The organism is Pseudomonas yamanorum (assembly GCF_900105735.1).
Taxonomy (GTDB): Bacteria; Pseudomonadota; Gammaproteobacteria; order Pseudomonadales; family Pseudomonadaceae; genus Aquipseudomonas; species Aquipseudomonas yamanorum.
The window spans coordinates 1856837-1876054 of record NZ_LT629793.1; the positions used below are offsets into that span (position 1 = coordinate 1856837).

The window sequence follows — 19218 nt, forward strand, 5'->3', positions numbered from 1 at the left end:
TTTCGCAAAAGTTCTCCCCCTCCAAGCAAGTTTCCGGTACGCACTGATTTGGCACACACGAAAAACGCAGCGCGGGCTATGCCGGCTGCGCGAATAATCTGTCGCCAGTTTCCTGACGCACCTGACACAGGCGCCGATCAGCAAATCCAGCGTGTTCCCAGCTTTCGGGCATCCTGCTATTGAGTCGGGGCTTATGCAAAAAGTTCCCATCCAAATCGCTGTCAGTTTCACGAAAGCCGTGCAGTTCGTCGACCGTAGTCTCACAATGCCACGAATGCCCGGCTATTGTGCCGCTCCCCCCCTCTATATACTAGTGGGCCGTGTGACCCTTTGATTCGCCGATCCAGGCGTCCTGTTTGCGCCCCCTTCGGATCGCTTTTTGCGGAATCCTTCAAATGAGCCAACAGTTTCAACACGATGTCCTGGTGATTGGCAGCGGCGCCGCGGGCTTGAGCCTTGCACTGACGCTGCCGAGCCACCTGCGCATAGCCGTTCTGAGCAAGGGCGACCTGGCCAATGGCTCGACATTCTGGGCCCAAGGCGGTGTCGCCGCGGTGCTGGATGACACCGACACCGTGCAATCCCATGTCGAAGACACCCTGAATGCCGGCGGAGGCCTGTGCAATGAAGAAGCCGTGCGCTTTACCGTCGAGCACAGCCGCGAAGCCATCCAATGGCTGATCGACCAAGGCGTGCCCTTCACCCGGGATGAACATTCCGGCACCGACGACGGCGGCTTCGAGTTCCACCTGACCCGCGAAGGCGGCCACAGCCATCGACGGATCATCCACGCCGCCGACGCCACCGGCGCCGCAATCTTCAAGACCCTGCTCGACCAAGCGCGGCAACGCCCCAACATCGAACTACTGGAACAGCGGGTCGCCGTCGACCTCATTACCGAAAAACGCCTGGGCCTGTCGGGCGAACGCTGCCTCGGCGCCTATGTACTCAACCGCGCCAGCGGCGAAGTCGACACCTACGGCGCCCGCTTCACGATTCTCGCCTCGGGCGGCGCAGCAAAGGTTTACCTCTACACCAGCAACCCCGACGGCGCCTGCGGTGATGGCATCGCCATGGCCTGGCGTTCCGGCTGCCGGGTGGCGAACCTGGAGTTCAACCAGTTCCACCCCACCTGCCTGTATCACCCGCAAGCCAAGAGTTTCCTGATCACCGAAGCCCTGCGGGGCGAAGGCGCGCACCTGAAACTGCCCAACGGCGAACGCTTCATGCAGCGCTTCGACCCACGAGCCGAGCTGGCCCCACGAGACATCGTCGCCCGGGCCATCGACCATGAAATGAAGCGCCTGGGCATCGACTGCGTCTACCTGGACATCAGCCACAAGCCCGAAGCCTTCATCAAGACCCATTTCCCAACAGTGTACGAGCGCTGCCTGGCGTTCAACATCGACATCACCAAAGGCCCGATCCCGGTCGTGCCGGCGGCGCACTACACCTGCGGCGGCGTGATGGTCGACCAGCACGGGCGCACCGACGTACCCGGCCTGTACGCCATCGGCGAAACCAGCTTCACCGGCCTGCACGGTGCCAACCGCATGGCCAGCAACTCGCTGCTGGAATGTTTCGTATACGCCCGCTCCGCCGCCGCCGACATCCTTGAACAACTGCCGCGCATCCCGGTGCCGGCTGCCCTGCCCCGCTGGGACGCCAGCCAGGTCACCGATTCGGACGAAGACGTGATCATCGCTCACAACTGGGACGAGCTGCGGCGCTTCATGTGGGACTACGTGGGGATCGTGCGCACCAACAAACGCCTGGCGCGGGCGCAACACCGGGTTCGGCTGCTGCTGGATGAGATCGACGAATTCTACAGCAACTATAAAGTCAGCCGCGACCTGATCGAGCTGCGCAACCTGGCCCAGGTGGCGGAACTGATGATCCGCTCGGCCATGGAACGCAAGGAGAGCCGGGGCCTGCATTACACCCTCGACTACCCGCAAATGCTGCCCGAAGCGCGCGACACTATTCTGGTGCCAACCACCTACGGCGGCTGAACTTCAAGCGTACCCGCAGGCGACGATGCACATCGGTCGCCTGCGAATCCCGCGGCACGCAGATCGAACGTACCTGCCAGTCACCCTGCACCCGAAAGCGCAGTACCACGATCAACGGCAACGCCAGGCTGTCGGGGCGCAGTTGCACGCGGTGCCAGCCACGTGCGGCGCTCCACAGCTGCCAGCCCTCCTCATCGCGACGCAGGCCACGAATCGACGAACGGTGAGTCAGCAGCAGATGACGCGGCAACACCCAACCTGCATGGGCCAGGCACAACGAGGCGCCAAAGGCAGCAATCCACGGGGGAACGTCTAGAAACCACAACGCACCCAATGCGAACGCCTGGGCGAAAAGATAAACCGCCAGCAACTGCCCGGAGGCATGCCAGCGGCATTCGAACGTATTACTTGGGCTGGACACGATCCAGAATCATCCGAACCATGCGCTGCAGCTCCGGGTCTTCCGATTCGGCGCGTTCCATGAACCAGCCGAACATGTCCTGATCTTCGCATTCCAGCAGCTTGCGGTAGCAGTCGCGGTCGACGTCGTTGAGGTGCGGATAGACCTCCCTGACGAACGGTACCAGCAACACATCCAGCTCAAGCATGCCGCGGCGGCTGTGCCAGTAGAGGCGATTGAGTTCTACATCTTCGACCATGGAGCGCTCCTCAAATAGAGCGCAAGTATACAGGCCGACGCTGCCTGGAACAGTCGGCTTTGGTCGGCCATACGGAAACTATCCATTTGCCGGGCGCCCCTCTATGATGCACTCATGACTTTTTAACCTGCGATGACCCATGGCTGACTCTGCTTTCTTCTGCCCCCTGTCCCACGAAGGCGTTCTTGCCGTCCGCGGCTCCGACGCTGCCAAGTTCCTCCAGGGACAACTGACCTGCAACCTCAACTACCTGAGTGACACCCAGGCCAGCCTGGGCGCACGCTGCACCCAAAAGGGGCGCATGCAGTCGAGCTTCCGCATTCTGCTGCAAGGCGATGGCGTGCTGCTGGCCATGGCGACCGAACTGCTGGAGCCGCAACTGGCGGACCTGAAAAAGTACGCCGTGTTCTCCAAATCCAAACTTACCGACGAAAGCGCCGCCTGGGTGCGCTTCGGTGTATCGGATGCGGATCAGGTACTGGCCAGCCTCGGCCTCGAGCTACCCGCCGAGACCGACAGCGTGGTGCGCAGTGACGACTTGATCACCATCCGCGTATCGCCAGGCCGCGCCGAACTCTGGGCCCCCGCCGCCCAGGCTGAAACGCTGCACAGCCAACTCGCCGGGCAATTGAACGAAGGTGAACTGAACCAGTGGTTGCTGGGCCAGATCCGTGCCGGCATCGGCCAGGTCATGCCTCAGACCCGCGAACTGTTCATCCCGCAAATGCTCAACCTGCAAGCCATCGGCGGCGTCAGCTTCAAGAAAGGCTGCTACACCGGCCAGGAAATCGTCGCGCGCATGCAGTACCTGGGCAAACTCAAGCGCCGCCTGTACCGCCTGAGCCTGGCTGCCAGTGAACTGCCGGAGCCAGGCACCCCACTGTTTTCCCCGACTCACAACAGTGCAATTGGCGAGGTGGTCATTGCCGCCCGTGCCGACCAAGGGATTGAACTTCTAGCGGTGCTGCAAGCCGAAGCAGCAGAGAGTGGCGATGTGCATGTAGGCACGCTGGAAGGCCCGGGCCTTCAGTTGCTCGACCTGCCCTACCAACTGGACCGTGATCGCGAGATCCAGCGCTGATCGTCGTACCTTTTTGCAACACCCTAGAGATCATGAATGAACATGCTGGCGGAAAAAGTCCAACAGGCGTTGGTTGTGGCCATCGATAACGATGACCTGGTTCTGCCAACGTTGCCGGAAGTAGCCCTGAAGATTCGTCAGGCCGCCGAAGACCCGGACATCAGTATCAGCCATCTAAGCAAAGTGATCAGCCGCGATACCGCCTTGTCGGCGCGGCTGATCAAAGTGGTCAACAGCCCGCTGTTGCGCGCGACCCAGGAAGTCACTGACCTGCACACCGCCATCACCCGGTTGGGCACCAACTACAGCAGTAACCTGTCGATCGGGCTGGTGATGGAACAGATCTTCCACGCCCGTTCCGACGTGGTCGAACAGAAGATGCGCGACGTGTGGCGACGCAGCCTGGAAGTGGCCGGCGTGAGCTACGCGCTGTGCCGCAACCACAGCCAGTTGAAGCCTGACCAGGCGGCCCTCGGCGGCTTGGTGCACCAGATTGGCGTGCTGCCGATCCTGACCTACGCCGAAGATCACTATGAGCTGCTGGCTGACCCCGTCAGCCTCAACCACGTGATTGAAAGCATCCACCCGCTGCTGGGGGACAAACTGCTGCGACGTTGGGACTTCCCGGAAATGCTGGTGAACCTGCCAGGGCAATACCTCGACCTGGAGCGCGACTCCGAGCGCCTGGACTATATCGACCTGGTGCAGGTCGCCGTGCTGTATTGCCACCGCAACACCGACCATCCGCTCGCCAGCGTGCCGCTATCGACGCTGCCTGCAATCAAGAAACTGCGCCTCGACCCGCACAGCGACGCCTTGCGTGCCGAGCTGGATGAAGCGCGGTCGATGTTTTACTGATTACCCCGCAATAAAACTGACCCGCACCTTCAACCCCGCCAACTCACCATCATGCAAGCTGATCTGCGCCAGATGTGCCCGACAGATCTCACCGACAATCGCCAGCCCCAAGCCCGAACCCAAGCCCTGCTGACTGCGCCGATAGAACCGCTCGAATACCCGATCCCGCTCATCCAGCGGGATTCCCGGGCCGTCGTCTTCCACCTCAAGCACCGCTGGCGCCGTCACCCGCAGGATCACGTTGCCACCCGGCGGCGTGTGGGCCAAGGCGTTGTCCACCAGGTTGCTCAACAACTCGTTCAACAGGGTCGGCTCGCCTCGCAGCCACACTGGCTCATCGGCTTCCAGGGCCAGGGCTACGCCACGTGCATGGGCCAGCGGCGCCATGGCCATGCCCAGTTCGCGAGCCAGCTGGCTCAAGTCCAGCAACTGGGCCCCGCCTTCGGCAATCGCCCGGGCACCGTTTTCGATGCGAGCCAGCGACAGTAATTGATTGGCCAGGTGAGTCAGGCGATCAGTGCCCTGGGCGGCGGTTTCCAGGGTCGTGCGCCAGGTGGCCGGGTCTTCGGCCCGCAAGCCGAGCTCCAGGCGGGCTTTGAGGGCCGCCAGCGGTGTACGCAGCTCATGGGCGGCGTCGGCAATAAACTGCGCCTGGCGCTCGAACTGCCCGCGCAGGCGTTCAGTGAAATGGTTGAGCGCCCGAACCAGCGGACCCAACTCATGCTGCACTTCCACCAGCGGCAATGGCCGAAGGTCATCGGGCTGGCGCTCTTCCACGGCCGTGCGCAAACGCTCCAATGGCCGCAACGCTGCACTCACGGCAAACCACACCAACAACAACGCGCCGACAGCCAACATCCCCAGGCGCAGCAAAGTATCGGCCATCAGGCTGCGAGCCATGGCGACCCGCGCCTCATCGGTTTCGGCCACACGTATCTCCGCCATGCCATTCATGTTCGGTTCGGAGACGGCCTTGAGCAGGCTGACCACTCGCACGTTCTGGCCCTGATACTTGGCGTTATAAAAGCGCGCCAGCGCCGGATAGTCATCGGTGCGCGGCGTGCCCGGCGGCGGGCCCGGCAGGTTCTCGTAGCCGGAAATCAGCTTCTGGTGAATATCGTTGACCTGGTAGTAAATCCGTCCGGCGCTGTCGTAGGCGAACGTATCCAGGGCCACGTACGGCACGTCGGCACTCAAGGTCCCGTCGCGATGGGACAGGCCGGCCGCAATGGTCCGCGCCGAGGCCAGCAGCGTGCGGTCGTAAGCCGTGTCGGCCGCCTCGCGCCCATTCCAGTAAGCGCTCAAGCCGCTGGCGAGCATCAACACCACCAGCAACAGCGCCAGGTTCCACAGCAGGCGCCAGCGCAGGCTGCTGGGCTTATGCATCGCGAGCTTCCAGCAAGTACCCCAGGCCACGGAAGGTGACGATGGCCACCGGCTGGCCATCGAGTTTCTTGCGCAGGCGATGCACGTAGATTTCGATGGCGTCGGGGCTGGCCTCTTCATCCAGGCCGAACACCTGGGAGGCCAGTTGTTCCTTGCTCATCACCCGGCCCGGGCGTGCAATCAGCGCCTCAAGCACCGCCTGCTCGCGGGAGGTCAGGGTCAGCAGTTCGCCACCCAGGGTGAAGCGCCGCGTATCCAGGTCGTAAATCAGCACGCCACACGCCTGCTGCCGCTCACCGCCCAGCACGCTACGGCGCAGCAGGGCTTTGACTCGGGCTTCCAGTTCCGTCAGTTCGAATGGCTTGGCCAGGTAGTCATCCGCCCCCAGGTTGAGGCCGTGCACCCGGTCTTTCACATCACTGCGAGCGGTCAACATCAGCACCGGCAGATTTTTACCGCGGGCCCGCAACCGCGCCAATACCTCAAAACCGTCCATGCGCGGCAGGCCCACATCAAGGATCGCCACCGCGTATTCCTCGCTGCTCAAGGCCAGGTCCGCCGCCACCCCATCGTGCAACACGTCGACGGTCAAACCCGTGCTCTTGAGCGCCTGGGCGACACTTTCGGCTAGCTGCAAATGGTCTTCGACCAGAAGGACACGCATGGGTTCTTACCTCGTTCGGGGGTGGTCGGCGCCACGCTTTGCCGGGGAGTTTACAGGCGCAACCTGTGCTGTGAAGCCCGAAAACATTGAAAGACGACTGAAAGGTTAGTGAAAGCTTCGCCCTTTAGCATCCAGCCACGGTGGGTTTCGCCTGCCGAGCTATTTCACCCATAGCGCCCGAAAAACGCCTCGAAGCGTTTTCGCCAAAATAAGAACAATAAACGGAGTACACCCACGATGCTGCGCACACAGCCGCCTGCTCGTTCTTCTCGTTTCACCCAGACCGCCCTTGCCAGTGCTGCCGCCTTTGCCGGCTTTTCGCCTGTAGGCCAAGCCGCCTTTTTCGAGGACAGCACCGCCACCCTCGAAACCCGCAACATGTACTTCAATCGCGACTTTCGCGATGGCACCAGCGCACAACAATCCAAGCGCGACGAGTGGGCCCAGGGCTTCATGCTCAACCTGCAATCGGGCTACACCGACGGCACCGTCGGCTTCGGCGTGGATGCCCTGGGCATGCTCGGGGTCAAGCTCGACTCCAGCCCCGACCGCACCGGCACCGGCCTGCTGCCCACCCACGATGACGGCCGCGCCGCCAACGAATATTCCAAACTCGGCCTGACCGGCAAAGTGAAGATCTCCGCCACCGAGCTGAAGATCGGCGCACTGATACCCGAGTTGCCGATCCTCAAGCCCAACGACGGGCGCATCCTGCCGCAGACGTTTGAAGGCGGCCTGTTGAGTTCCAAGGAGTTCAAGAACCTGGTGTTTACCGGCGGCCGCCTGAACAAGGCCAAAGACCGCGACGACACTAACTACGAAGACATCGGCCTCAATAACAAGAACAGCCGCTTCCTCAGCGGTGCCACCGGCAAGCATTTCGATTTCGGCGGCGTGGACTACAAGTTTGCCGACAAGATCACCGGCAGCTACCACTTTGCCCAACTCGACGACGTGTACCGCCAGCATTTCCTCGGCCTGGTCGCCTCACGGCCGATGGGCCCCGGCACCTTCGGCGCCGACCTGCGCCTGGCCGTCAGTGATGACACCGGGGCCGCCCGCGGCGGCAAGATCGACAACACCTCCCTCAACGGTCTCTTCAGCTATGCCCTCAATGGCCATAAGCTCAGCGCCGGCTATCAACACATGTCGGGCGATAGCGCCTTTCCCTACGTGGACGGTAGCGATCCTTACCTTGTCAACTTCGTGCAGATCAACGACTTTGCCGGCGCCGAAGAACGCTCCTGGCAGGCACGCTACGACTACGACTTCGCCAAGCTGGGGATTCCCGGCCTGAGTTTCATGAGCCGTTACCTGTCGGGTGACAACATCAAGCTCAAGAACGGCGAGACCGGCAAGGAGTGGGAACGCAACAGCGAGATCAAGTACGTGGTGCAAAGCGGCACCTTCAAGGACGTGGCCGTGCGCCTGCGTAATGCCACTTACCGTTCCAACTATTCGGCCCGTGATGCGGATGAAGTGCGCCTGCTGGTGAGCTACAGCGTCGCACTCTGGTAACAGCAACCTCATAACAACAATGATGGAGATGAACATGACCCTTTCACTGCGTAAATTTGCCCTGACGGCCAGTTGCATGCTGTTCGCCAGCCAATTGCTGGCCGCCGAGCCCAAGCGCCCGGAATGCATCGCCCCGGCGTCCCCGGGCGGTGGTTTTGACCTGACCTGCAAACTGGCGCAGAGCGCGTTGGTCAACGAGAAGCTGCTGAGCAAGCCGATGCGCGTGACCTACATGCCCGGCGGCGTGGGTGCGGTGGCCTACAACGCCGTCGTGGCGCAGCGTCCGGCAGACGCCGGCACGCTGGTGGCGTGGTCCAGCGGCTCGCTGCTGAACCTGGCCCAAGGCAAGTTTGGCCGCTTCGATGAAAGCGCCGTGCGCTGGCTCGCGGCCGTCGGTACCAGCTACGGTGCCATCGCGGTGAAAAACGATTCGCCCTACAAAAACCTCGACGATCTGGTCAAGGCCCTGAAGAAAGATCCGGGCAGCGTGGTCATCGGTTCCGGCGGCACCGTCGGCAGCCAGGACTGGATGCAAACCGCACTGATCGCCAAGGCCGCCGGGATCAATCCGCGTGACCTGCGCTACGTGGCACTGGAAGGCGGCGGCGAAATCGCCACCGCCCTGCTCGGCGGCCACATCCAGGTGGGCAGCACCGACATCTCCGACTCCATGCCGCACATCCTCAGCGGCGACATGCGCCTGCTGGCGGTGTTCTCCGACGAGCGCCTGGATGAGCCGGAAATGAAGAACATTCCGACCGCCAAGGAACAAGGCTACGACATCGTCTGGCCGGTGGTACGTGGCTTCTACCTCGGGCCAAAAGTCAGCGACGAAGACTACGCCTGGTGGAAAGACGCCTTCGACAAACTGCTGGCTTCCGACGAGTTCGCCAAGCTGCGTGACCAGCGCGAGCTGTTCCCGTTCGCCATGACCGGCCCGGAACTGGACACCTATGTGAAGAAACAGGTGGCTGACTACAAAGTGCTGGCCAAAGAGTTCGGCCTGATCCAGTAATCGCCCCTCTGTGGGAGCGGGCTTGCTCGCGAAAAACTTCAACGATGACGCGTGCTGCCTGTATAAACGCGACGTCCTGGCGTTCTTCGTGAGCAAGCTCGCGCCTACAAGAGTCTCCAAGGAGTTTCCCATGCTCTTACAACGCATTTTCGCCTCAGTGATGTTGTTGGTCTGCGCCGGCCTCGCACTGATGGCCTGGCCGTATCAGGCTTCGTTTTCCTATGAGCCGGTAGGACCTCGGGCCTACCCGCTGCTGATGCTCGGGCTGATGGGCCTGGGTTTGCTCTACATGCTGTTTCGCCCACAACCCACCAAGCACACTGAAGAAGAGCCCGCGCTGGACCGCGAGACACTGGTCAAGATCGCTGCCTGCGTGACGCTGTTGATCATTTTCGCCGGCACCTTCGAACCCCTGGGTTTCATCCTCAGCAGCATGCTGATCGGCATTCCGATGGCCCGCCTGTATGGCGGCCGATGGATGCCCAGCGTGGTAATCGTGACCTTGATGAGCATCGGTCTTTACCTGCTGTTCGACAAAGCCATGGATGTACCGCTGCCGCTCGGCCTGCTTGAAGTTCTGGAGAACTGATATGGATACGTTCAGCTATTTGGGCCAGGGCTTCGGCGTTGCACTGACCCCTTACAACCTGATCACCGCGCTGTGCGGGACTTTGATCGGCACCGTCGTCGGCCTGTTGCCGGGCCTTGGGCCGATCAACGGCGTAGCGCTGTTGATCCCCATCGCGTTCGCCCTCGGGCTGCCGCCTGAGTCGGCATTGATCCTGTTGGCCGCCGTGTACCTGGGCTGCGAATACGGCGGGCGTATCAGCTCGATCCTGTTGAACATCCCTGGTGAAGCCTCCACCGTGATGACCACCCTCGATGGCTACCCAATGGCCCGCAAAGGCCTGGCGGGCGTGGCATTGTCGCTGTCGGCATGGAGTTCGTTCATCGGTGCGTTTATCGCCACCTGCGGCATGGTGCTGTTCGCCCCACTGCTGGCCAAATGGGCGATTGCCTTCGGCCCGGCGGAATATTTCGTACTGATGGTGTTTGCCATCGTCTGCCTGGGCGGCATGGCCGGTGACAAACCGCTGAAGACCTTTGTCGCGGCGTTGATCGGCCTGTTTCTGTCAGCGGTGGGTATCGATGCCAACAGCGGTGTGTACCGCTTCACCGGCGATAACATCCACCTGACCGACGGCATCCAATTCGTGGTGCTGGTGCTGGGCCTGTTCTCCATCAGCGAAATCCTGTTGCTGCTGGAAAAAACCCACCGTGGCCAGGAAGCGGTGAAAGCTACCGGACGGATGATGTTTAACCTGAAGGAAGCTTCCGCAGTATTCGTCGTAAATATTCGCTGCGGGCTGTTGGGTTTCATCATGGGCGTGCTGCCGGGCGCGGGTGCAACACTCGCCTCCGCCGTGGCCTACATGACCGAAAAGCGTCTGGCCGGAGCCAGCGGTAAATTCGGCCAGGGCGACATGCGCGGCCTGGCGGCGCCGGAAACTGCGATCGGTGCTTCCGCCTGCGGCGCCCTGGTGCCGATGCTGACCCTCGGTGTACCCGGCTCGGGTACCACCGCCGTGATGATCGGCGCGCTGTCGCTGTACAACATCACCCCCGGCCCGCTGCTGTTCCAACAGCAGCCCGACATCGTCTGGGGCCTGATCGCCTCGTTGTTTATCGCCAATATCATGCTGGTGATCCTCAACATCCCGATGATCCGTATCTTCACCCGCATCCTTGCCGTGCCGAACTGGGCGCTGGTGCCGGTGATCGCCATCATCACCGCGATCGGTGTGTATGCGGTTCACGCCACCACCTTCGACCTGTTCCTGATGGTCGGCATCGGCATCTTCGGCTACATCCTGCGCAAGCTGGATTTCCCGCTGTCGCCGGTACTGCTGGGCTTTATCCTCGGTGGGTTGATGGAACAGAACCTGCGTCGTGCGCTGTCGATCTCCAACGGTGAACTGCAGATCCTCTGGTCGAGCCCGATCACCTTTGGCGTATGGGTGCTGACGGCCTTGATGCTGTTGTTCCCGCTGGTGCGCATCTGGCGCAAGCGTTCCCTGCAGCGCCGTGCCGTGGCCGATGTCTGAGGCCACGTTTAAAAAATGGTGGGCAACACCGCTGGTCGGTCTGCTGGGCGGGTACCTCGCCAGCCAGATCGGCTGGCCACTGCCGTACATGGTCGGCTCGTTGTTGGCGATCATCCTCGTGCGCTGCCTCACACCCTGGCAGCTGGCGGAAATTCCCGGCGGCCGCAAATGCGGCCAATGGGTGGTGGGCATCGGTATCGGCCTGCACTTCACCCCGGTGGTGATGGAACAGGTGATGAGCCACTTCGGCCTGATCTTCTTTGGCGCGCTGGTCACCAGCCTCTCCAGCATTGTGGGCGTGTGGTTGATGCGCCGTAGCGGTGAAGACCGCGCCACGGCGTTTTTCTCGAGCATGCCGGGCGGGTCTGGGGAGATGGTCAACCTCGGTGCACGCAATGGCGCGGTACTCAGCCGCGTTGCCGCAGGCCAGAGTTTGCGGGTGTTGGTGGTGGTGCTGTGTGTACCGGCGGCGTTCAAGTATTTGCTGGGGGAAGGTGCTCCGCAGTTTCATCCGGCGACCGTCGATTGGGCATGGCTGGCGGTGCTGTTCCCCGTCGGCGCGTTGGTAGCCTGGGGTTGGCAGCGCTTGCGTCAGCCGAATCCTTGGCTGTTCGGGCCGCTACTGGTCAGCGCCATCGTCAGTATCACCTGGGACTTGCACATCGGCCTGCCAGACGGTGGCAGCCAGATCGGCCAGTGGCTGATTGGCAGCGGCCTGGGTTGCCACTTCAACCGACAGTTCTTCCGGCGCGCGCCATTGTTCATGGGGCGTACCTTGATCGGTACAGTGTTGACCATGTTGATCGCGACACTGGCGGCGGTAGGTTTGAGCGCGCTGACGCATCTGGATCTGCGTTCACTGACACTGGGCATGATGCCCGGGGGGATTGCCGAGATGAGCCTGACGGCAGAAACCCTGCAACTGTCGGTGCCGTTGGTAACGGCGATGCAGGTGATGCGCTTGTTGTTTGTGTTATTTCTGGCGGAGCCGTTGTTTCGGCACTGGAACCGACAGCCAGACAAAATCTAACGCCTCGCGACGTTCAATTGTGGGAGCTGTCGAGCCCCAGCGAGGCTGCGATAGCGGTGGGTCAGGCAGCATTGATGCTGACTGTGCCGCCGCCTTCGCAGCCTCGCTAAAGCTCGACAGCTCCTACATTGGATCTACGTCAAACCGGCGGCAATCGCCACTCAATCGGCGTCTCGCCATTCTGCTCAAGAAACTTGTTGGCGCGGCTGAAATGCCCGCAGCCAATAAACCCTCGATACGCCGACAGCGGCGACGGATGCACCGACGTCAGCACCAGGTGCTTGGTGGCGTCGATCAACTTCTGCTTGCCCTGCGCATGGGCGCCCCAGAGCAAGAACACCAGGTGCGGCTGGTGCTCGCTCACCACTTCAATAATCCGATCGGTAAAGAACTGCCAGCCCTTGCCCGCATGGGCGTTGGCATTCGCACGCTCCACGGTCATGGTGGTGTTGATCATCAGCACGCCCTGGTCAGCCCAGCTTTGCAGGTAGCCGTGGTTGGGGATGTCGATGTTCAGGTCGCGCTTGAGTTCTTTATAGATATTGACCAGCGACGGCGGCGCCGGCACGCCCGGCTGTACCGAGAAGCACAAGCCGTGGGCCTGGCCCGGGCCGTGATACGGGTCCTGGCCGAGGATCACCACCTTGACCTTGTCCAACGGCGTCGAGTTGAGCGCGTTGAAGATCATCGGGCCCGGCGGGTAGATTTCCTTGCCGGCCGCGTGCTCCTGGCGCAGGAATTCCCGCAACTGGGCCATGTACGGCTGGTCGAACTCGTCACGCAGGGCGTGTTTCCAGCTGGGTTCGAGTTTGATACGGTCGTCGGAGGTCATGGTTGTATCCAGAAAAAACAATGGTGCGAACCCTAGGAAAGCCCACCCTGCTTGTCAATTGATCTGACGCAGAACCGGCACTTTCCTGTGAAGCGATCATACTGAACCTTCACTTTCTCGATTGAGGTCATGATGAACCTGCACTTCGAAGAGCTGATTGGCACCGGCGGCGCCCGCATTGGCATCGCCAGCCTGGACGCGGAAAAATCCCTCAACGCCCTGTCCTTGCCGATGATCCTGGCCCTGAGCGAACGCCTGGACGCCTGGGCCAAAGACCCGCAAATCGTCTGCGTGCTGCTGCGCGGCAATGGCCCCAAGGCCTTTTGCGCCGGTGGCGAAGTACGTAGCCTGGCCCAGGCCTGCCGTGAGCATCCCGGCGAAGTCCCGGCACTGGCCGCGCAATTTTTCGCCGCTGAATACCGTCTCGACTACCGCCTGCACAACTATCCAAAACCGTTGATCTGCTGGGGTCACGGCTATGTGCTGGGCGGCGGCATGGGTTTGCTGCAAAGTGCCGCTGTGCGCATCGTCACCCCGAGCAGCCGCCTGGCCATGCCGGAAATCAGCATCGGTCTGTACCCGGACGTGGGCGCCAGTTGGTTCCTGTCACGCCTGCCCGGCAAGTTGGGTTTGTTCCTCGGCCTGACCGGCGCCCACATGAATGGCCGGGACGCCCTGGACCTGGGCCTGGCCGACCGCTTTCTGCTGGATGAACAACAAGACGAGCTGCTCGAAGGCCTGCTGCAACTGAACTGGCAGGAACAGACCGACATGCAACTCAACAGCCTGCTCAAGGCCCTGGCCCAGGAAGCCATCGGTCAGTTGCCCGAAGCCCAATGGCTGCCGCGCCGTGGGCAGATCGACGAGTGGCTGGATGTAGGCGATGTGCGTTGCGCGTGGCGCGCCTTGAGCCTGTTGCGCGACCACACCGACCCGCTGTTCAGCCGCGCCGGCAAGACCTTGAGCGAAGGCTGCCCGCTGACCGCGCATCTGGTCTGGGAGCAGATCCAGCGGGCGCGGCACCTGTCCCTGGCCCAGGTGTTCCAGATGGAATACACCTTGAGCCTGAACTGCTGCCGTCACCCGGAATTCAGCGAAGGGGTGCGGGCGCGGTTGATCGACAAGGACCAACGGCCCCACTGGCATTGGCCGGATATCAATTTGATCCCTGAGGCCGTGGTGCAGGCACACTTCCACAAGGTGTGGGAAGGGCGGCATCCGCTGGCGGACTTGTCAGACTATTGAGCGCCCGTCAGCGCTTTGCCGCCTCGAACGTGAAGGCACAATTATCGGGTTGACGGTCTTCGCACTGGAATGTGGGTTGCCCGAAAACATCGGTACCCGGTTGCCAGTGCGTGGTCTCTGCCAGCGACATCGTGCCCCCGCCCCGGGCCGGGCCGAACCTCAAGGCAACCGTGTTACCGCGGACGGTTTTATAGATGCACTTTTCCAGGTAGCCACGCTTGCGCTCACCCGACTCCCGCGGGATAAAAATCGCCCCCACAAAGGTCTCCACGAGGTCCTGGCCGTTCATTGTCTGGCTTATCCAGGGGGACTCTTTATCAGCTCCCTGAAAGTGGCCATCAACGTAGCGCACGGTACTCGGGTAAGGGCAGCCTTGCGCCGCCGCCAATGTGCTGAAGCCTGAAAGAATAAAAAAGAATAAGTAAAGCGGGCTGACTCGCATGGTACGGGCTCCGTCAGTCGATACAGGAAACGACACGCCAGCTAGCGTCCGCACCCAATTAACTACAGTCGTAACCCATAGAATAGCTGTCAAATATGACAGTACCGACCAGCGGTCAGCAAAAACGGCGCCTAAGCGCCGTTTTTCCAATTAGTACGATCAGCGATGCCCGCCACGGCCTCCCCCGTGGCCACCTTGGCCACCTTGGCCGCCCTGACCACGCCCGCCGCCATTGCCCCAATGACCATTGCCCCAACCCTGGTTGGGGTAAGGCCGGTAACCGGCTCGCGGCCCTGCAGGGTAATAGCGAGGCGCCGGCTGGTAATAACGCGGCGACGGGTAGTAACGCTGCGGTGGCGGGTAGTAACCCTGGCGGTAATGATAATAAGGACCGCCGCCGTAGTAGTACGCCGGCGCGGGCGCCGTGTAGACCTCGGAACCGTAGTAGGCCCCGCCGCCATCGTAATAGGGCGCACACGCAGACAGGGTCAAACCGAGCAAAGCGATGAGAAGCAGTCGACGATACATGGCGGCCTCCTGGACCGCGGAAGAGCACACCCAGCGACGCTGGGGGGCGGCAAACAGCTTTCACTGCCTGACGAAATATCTGACATCAAAAACGGAATCTGGTGCGATTTAGACATAGATTGATACATCTGCTGGTCGCCTCATTGCAGTGCAACCCCGCACCACCACAACGCATATTCACTGCACGTTTCGCCCTCCACCTCGCGCCAACCCACGCCGTTACTGCGCCCATGCCACTTGGCACGACTCTCGCTTTACCTCTCCCGTGCAAGAGTCATCACAGGTTCGCGGCACCACAATTTGCAATGGCTGACTAGGGTTCCGGCTCGCTAAGGCGAGTGGCTGGTCCGAGAGTTGGCGACCTCCAGTTGAGGTTACACGGCGGGATAAAAGCCCGGGAGACAAGCCACCGTTCACGGTGCCGCGTTGCTCCTGCTCGCCCTTGATCAACTGGAGAAGCATCCATGCCCTCGATACGTCTACCCGCCCTGCTCGCCGCCGCCTTTGCCGCCGTGGTGAGTTTTTCCGCCCAGGCCGCCCCCAAAGACCATTTCAGCGTGTGCTGGACGATTTATGCCGGCTGGATGCCGTGGGAGTACGCCGGCAGCCAAGGCATCCTCGACAAGTGGGCCAAGAAGTACGGCATCAAGATCGACATGGTGCAGCTCAACGACTACGTCGAATCCATCAACCAGTACACCGCCGGCCAGTTCGACGGCTGCACCATGACCAACATGGACGCCCTGACCATCCCCGCCGCCGGTGGCGTGGACAGCACCGCACTGGTGGTCAGCGACTTCTCCAACGGCAACGATGGCGTGGTCATCAAGGGCGAAGGCAAGACCGTCGCCGACCTCAAGGGCATGAACGTCAACCTGGTGGAACTCTCGGTGTCCCACTACCTGCTGGCCCGCGCCCTGGAGTCAGCCGGCCTCACCGAAAAAGACCTGAAAGTGGTCAACACCTCCGACGCCGACATCGCCGCCGCCTTCAACACCGACCAGGTCAAGGCCGTCACCACCTGGAACCCGATGCTCTCGGAGATCAAGGCCAAGCCCGGCGTCACCGAAGTGTTCGACTCCAGCAAAGTGCCCGGCGAAATCATGGACATGATGGTGGTCAACACCCAGACCCTCAAAGACAACCCCAAGCTGGGCAAGGCGCTGACCGGTGCCTGGTTTGAAGTGGTCGCCTTGATGAACGCAAAAAACGCCGCCAGCACTGACGCCCTGGAACACATGGCCAAGGCCTCCGGCACCGACCTCAAGGGCTTCCAGTCGCAACTGGACACCACCAAGCTGTTCGCCACGCCCAAAGAAGCCCTGGCCTTCGCCACCAGCGCGCAGTTGCCCGCCACCATGGGCAAGGTCGCCGAGTTCTCGTTTAAACACGGCCTGCTGGGTGAAGGTGCCAAGGACACCAACGCCGTGGGCATGAGCTTCGCCAACGGCGTGACCCGCGGCGACACCGCCAACCTCAAGCTGCATTTCGACCCCAGCTACGTGCAGATGGCGGCCGACGGCACGCTGTAAGAGGACCCGGCCATGCGCCTGATCAACCGTCACCCGGAACGCTCCAGTCGCCTGCTGTTGGTGCTGCTGCCCTTCGCCCTGCTGCTGTTCGCCTACTTCGTGGGCTCGGCCGAGCGCCTGGCAGACAACCCCAACGACAAGCTGCTGCCCAGCGCCGCACAAATGGGCGACGCGGTGAAACGCCTGGCCTTCAGCGCGGACGCTCGCACCGGTGAATATGTGCTGTGGCAAGACAGCGCATCGAGCTTGCGTCGCCTGGCGATCGGCCTCGGTATCAGCGCCCTCGCCGGCCTGTGCCTGGGCATCGCTGCCGGGACCTTGCCGCTGTTTGGCGCACCGTTGTCGCCGTTACTGACGGTGCTGTCGATGGTGCCGCCGCTGGCGATCCTGCCGATCCTGTTCATCGTGTTCGGGCTGGGAGAATTGTCGAAAGTGATGCTGATCGTGATCGGCATCACCCCTGCCCTGGCGCGAGATCTGGAACAGCGGGCGCGGGAAATTCCCGTCGAGTTACTGGTGAAAGCGCAGACCCTCGGCGCCTCGACCTGGACCCTGATGCTGCGGGTGGTGCTGCCGCAATTGCTGCCGCGCTTGCTGATCTCCCTGCGCTTGATGCTTGGCTCGGCGTGGCTGTTCCTGATTGCGGCCGAAGCCATCGCCTCCACCGACGGTTTGGGTTACCGGATCTTCCTGGTGCGCCGCTACCTGGCGATGGACGTGATCCTGCCCTACGTGGTGTGGATCACCCTCCTCGCCTGGCTGATGGACTGGGGCCTAAATGCCCTGACCCGGCGTGCGTTCCCCTGGTACGAAGGAGCGCGGGCATGAGCTTTATCATCGTCAACAATGTGTGGCAGCGCTATGGCGATCAGGTGGTGTTGGAGCGCCTGAACCTGCACGTGGCCGAAGGCGAATTCTGCACGTTGGTCGGCACCTCGGGTTGCGGCAAATCGACCTTCCTGCGCCTGCTGCTGGGGCAGGAAAGCGCCAGCCATGGCGAGATCCTGCTGGACGGTAAACCTCTGGCCGCCGAACCCGACGCCAGCCGTGGCGTGGTGTTCCAGCGCTACTCGGTGTTCCCGCACCTGACGGTGCTGAACAACGTTGCACTCGGCCTTGAATTGCCGCGCTCGCCGTTGCTCGGTCGCCTGTTCGGCAACGCGAAAAAACAGGCACGGGAACAGGCAGCAGCACTGCTGCATAAAGTCGGTTTGGGCCACGCCCTGGACAAGTACCCGGCACAGCTTTCCGGCGGCATGCAACAGCGGCTGGCCATCGCCCAGGCGCTGATCATGAAGCCCCGCGTGTTGCTGCTGGACGAACCCTTCGGCGCCCTCGACCCGGGCATTCGCAAAGACATGCACCTGCTGTTGCTGGAGCTGTGGCGCGAAACCAGGCTGACGGTGTTCATGGTCACCCACGACCTGAGCGAAGGCTTCAGCCTCGGCACCCGCTTGCTGGTGTTCGACAAGGTGCGCCTCGACCCGCACGCCCCCGGCGCTTACGGCGCCCGCATCACCTACGACATCCCTTTGAACAGCGAACGCCGCAAGGCGATCGCCGCCGAACTTGGAGCCACTTCCAAATGACCGACTCGACTCAATTGTTCCCACCCTTCGCCGAGGAAATGCTCCCCGGCGGCGGCCACCGCTCCTTCGTGCTCAAGCGCGGCCAACTGCTGCGCCTCACCGACATTCGCGGCGGCGCCAACGTCAGCCTGACCCTGCTCAATGCCAATGAAAAAACCGAGCGCCTTAACCTGCCCGACAGCCTCAAATGCCAACACACCGCCAAGCTCACCAGTGGCCATTGCCTGTACTCGGACATGGGCCGCGTATTGGCCGCCATCACCGCCGACACCTGCGGCTGGAGTGACAGCATCGGTGGCGTGTTATGCGCCGCCGAAGTCGCGGAAAAATACGGCAAGGGCCGCTATCAAGAGCTGCGCAACGGCTTCTACCGCAACGGCACCGACAACCTGCTGGTGGAATTGGGCAAGTGGGGCCTGGGGCTGTCCGACCTGCTGATGACCCTCAACCTGTTCAGCAAAATCACCGTGGATGACACCGGCACGCTGCACTTTGCCGAAGGTAATTCCAAGGCGGGCGACTACATCGAACTCTACGCACCGATGGACACGCTGGTGGTGCTCACCGCCCTGCAACACCCCATGGACCCCAACCCCGAATACGCGCCGCAGCCGCTGAAACTCAGCTGGATGAACGCCGACCCAAGCGTCGCCGAACACTGCCGCACCTCGCGCCCGGAAAACGAGCGCGGCTTTATCAACACTGACCGTCTGTTCGCCTGA

Annotated in this window: 20 protein-coding genes and 1 riboswitch; of the genes, 13 read left to right on the forward strand and 7 right to left on the reverse strand. The window is 62.0% G+C overall.

Annotation, left to right across the window (positions count from 1 at the left end):
- Positions 1–395 precede the first annotated feature (395 nt).
- Positions 396–2012: an L-aspartate oxidase gene (gene nadB, locus BLU46_RS09000; protein WP_063032633.1), complete on the forward strand. Its 1617-nt coding sequence runs from the start codon at positions 396–398 to the stop codon at positions 2010–2012.
- On the opposite strand, the gene BLU46_RS09005 is transcribed toward nadB, so the two are convergent.
- Positions 1981–2433: a protein YgfX gene (locus BLU46_RS09005; protein WP_063032636.1), complete on the reverse strand. Its 453-nt coding sequence runs from the start codon at positions 2431–2433 to the stop codon at positions 1981–1983. The two genes, nadB and BLU46_RS09005, sit on opposite strands and share 32 nt — an antisense overlap.
- Positions 2417–2671 carry an FAD assembly factor SdhE gene (locus BLU46_RS09010; RefSeq protein WP_003212000.1) on the reverse strand — a complete coding sequence of 85 codons (255 nt, stop codon included), beginning with the start codon at positions 2669–2671 and terminating at the stop codon, positions 2417–2419. Before BLU46_RS09010 ends, BLU46_RS09005 begins: the two co-directional genes overlap by 17 nt.
- Before the next feature lie 139 nt (positions 2672–2810).
- Between BLU46_RS09010 and ygfZ the strand changes: the two genes are divergently transcribed.
- Positions 2811–3752 (forward strand): CAF17-like 4Fe-4S cluster assembly/insertion protein YgfZ, encoded by a 942-nt coding sequence (ygfZ, locus tag BLU46_RS09015; RefSeq protein WP_093200753.1) that lies wholly within the window; start codon positions 2811–2813, stop codon positions 3750–3752.
- Positions 3753–3788: 36 nt separating this feature from the next.
- Complete coding sequence (locus BLU46_RS09020; RefSeq protein ID WP_093200756.1) at positions 3789–4610, forward strand: HDOD domain-containing protein; 822 nt, start codon at positions 3789–3791, stop codon at positions 4608–4610.
- Here the strand turns inward: BLU46_RS09020 and BLU46_RS09025 are convergent, their stop codons facing one another.
- Entirely contained in the window at positions 4611–5996 is a 1386-nt protein-coding gene (locus BLU46_RS09025) for a sensor histidine kinase (protein ID WP_063032642.1), read from the reverse strand.
- Positions 5989–6660, reverse strand: a complete 672-nt coding sequence (locus tag BLU46_RS09030; RefSeq protein ID WP_003212008.1) for a response regulator — start codon at positions 6658–6660, stop codon at positions 5989–5991. The genes BLU46_RS09025 and BLU46_RS09030 overlap by 8 nt, the downstream gene beginning before the upstream one ends.
- A 237-nt stretch (positions 6661–6897) precedes the next feature.
- Here BLU46_RS09030 and BLU46_RS09035 point away from each other — a divergent pair, with 237 nt between their 5' ends.
- The 5 genes from BLU46_RS09035 (at position 6898) to BLU46_RS09055 (ending at position 12328) form a co-directional block, all read left to right on the forward strand.
- Positions 6898–8178, forward strand: coding sequence for an OprD family porin (locus BLU46_RS09035; protein ID WP_093200760.1), 1281 nt, complete (start codon positions 6898–6900; stop codon positions 8176–8178).
- Positions 8179–8206: 28 nt separating this feature from the next.
- Positions 8207–9193 carry a Bug family tripartite tricarboxylate transporter substrate binding protein gene (locus BLU46_RS09040; protein WP_172834528.1) on the forward strand — a complete coding sequence of 329 codons (987 nt, stop codon included), beginning with the start codon at positions 8207–8209 and terminating at the stop codon, positions 9191–9193.
- Between the two features lie 130 nt (positions 9194–9323).
- A complete protein-coding gene (locus BLU46_RS09045) occupies positions 9324–9782 on the forward strand; it encodes a tripartite tricarboxylate transporter TctB family protein (protein ID WP_093200767.1) in 459 nt (152 codons plus the stop codon).
- Between the two features lies 1 nt (position 9783).
- Positions 9784–11298 (forward strand): tripartite tricarboxylate transporter permease, encoded by a 1515-nt coding sequence (locus BLU46_RS09050; protein ID WP_063032650.1) that lies wholly within the window; start codon positions 9784–9786, stop codon positions 11296–11298.
- The gene (locus BLU46_RS09055) at positions 11291–12328 is read left to right on the forward strand and encodes an AbrB family transcriptional regulator (protein ID WP_093200770.1); all 1038 of its coding nucleotides are present in this window, start codon (positions 11291–11293) and stop codon (positions 12326–12328) included. Before BLU46_RS09050 ends, BLU46_RS09055 begins: the two co-directional genes overlap by 8 nt.
- Before the next feature lie 139 nt (positions 12329–12467).
- Here BLU46_RS09055 and ung read toward each other — a convergent pair whose 3' ends face one another.
- Positions 12468–13160 carry a uracil-DNA glycosylase gene (ung, locus tag BLU46_RS09060; protein WP_017479266.1) on the reverse strand — a complete coding sequence of 231 codons (693 nt, stop codon included), beginning with the start codon at positions 13158–13160 and terminating at the stop codon, positions 12468–12470.
- Between the two features lie 132 nt (positions 13161–13292).
- Between ung and BLU46_RS09065 the strand changes: the two genes are divergently transcribed.
- Entirely contained in the window at positions 13293–14405 is a 1113-nt protein-coding gene (locus BLU46_RS09065; RefSeq protein WP_093200773.1) for an enoyl-CoA hydratase/isomerase family protein, read from the forward strand.
- A gap of 7 nt (positions 14406–14412) precedes the next feature.
- Here BLU46_RS09065 and BLU46_RS09070 read toward each other — a convergent pair whose 3' ends face one another.
- Together BLU46_RS09070 and BLU46_RS09075 are read right to left on the reverse strand one after the other, a co-directional pair.
- Positions 14413–14847: a DUF3757 domain-containing protein gene (locus BLU46_RS09070; RefSeq protein ID WP_063032656.1), complete on the reverse strand. Its 435-nt coding sequence runs from the start codon at positions 14845–14847 to the stop codon at positions 14413–14415.
- Positions 14848–15006: 159 nt separating this feature from the next.
- Positions 15007–15375 carry a hypothetical protein gene (locus BLU46_RS09075; RefSeq protein ID WP_093200776.1) on the reverse strand — a complete coding sequence of 123 codons (369 nt, stop codon included), beginning with the start codon at positions 15373–15375 and terminating at the stop codon, positions 15007–15009.
- A 302-nt stretch (positions 15376–15677) separates the two neighbouring features.
- A riboswitch (guanidine-I (ykkC/yxkD leader) is annotated at positions 15678–15778 on the forward strand.
- 61 nt (positions 15779–15839) lie between these two features.
- Here BLU46_RS09075 and BLU46_RS09080 point away from each other — a divergent pair.
- The 4 genes from BLU46_RS09080 to BLU46_RS09095 are packed head-to-tail and all read left to right on the forward strand — an operon-like array spanning position 15840 to position 19218.
- The gene (locus BLU46_RS09080) at positions 15840–16907 is read left to right on the forward strand and encodes a putative urea ABC transporter substrate-binding protein (protein ID WP_093200780.1); all 1068 of its coding nucleotides are present in this window, start codon (positions 15840–15842) and stop codon (positions 16905–16907) included.
- A gap of 12 nt (positions 16908–16919) precedes the next feature.
- A complete protein-coding gene (locus BLU46_RS09085) occupies positions 16920–17735 on the forward strand; it encodes an ABC transporter permease (protein WP_063032662.1) in 816 nt (271 codons plus the stop codon).
- Positions 17732–18496 (forward strand): ABC transporter ATP-binding protein, encoded by a 765-nt coding sequence (locus BLU46_RS09090; protein ID WP_063032664.1) that lies wholly within the window; start codon positions 17732–17734, stop codon positions 18494–18496. The genes BLU46_RS09085 and BLU46_RS09090 overlap by 4 nt, the downstream gene beginning before the upstream one ends.
- Complete coding sequence (locus BLU46_RS09095; protein ID WP_093200783.1) at positions 18493–19218, forward strand: urea amidolyase associated protein UAAP1; 726 nt, start codon at positions 18493–18495, stop codon at positions 19216–19218. The genes BLU46_RS09090 and BLU46_RS09095 overlap by 4 nt, the downstream gene beginning before the upstream one ends.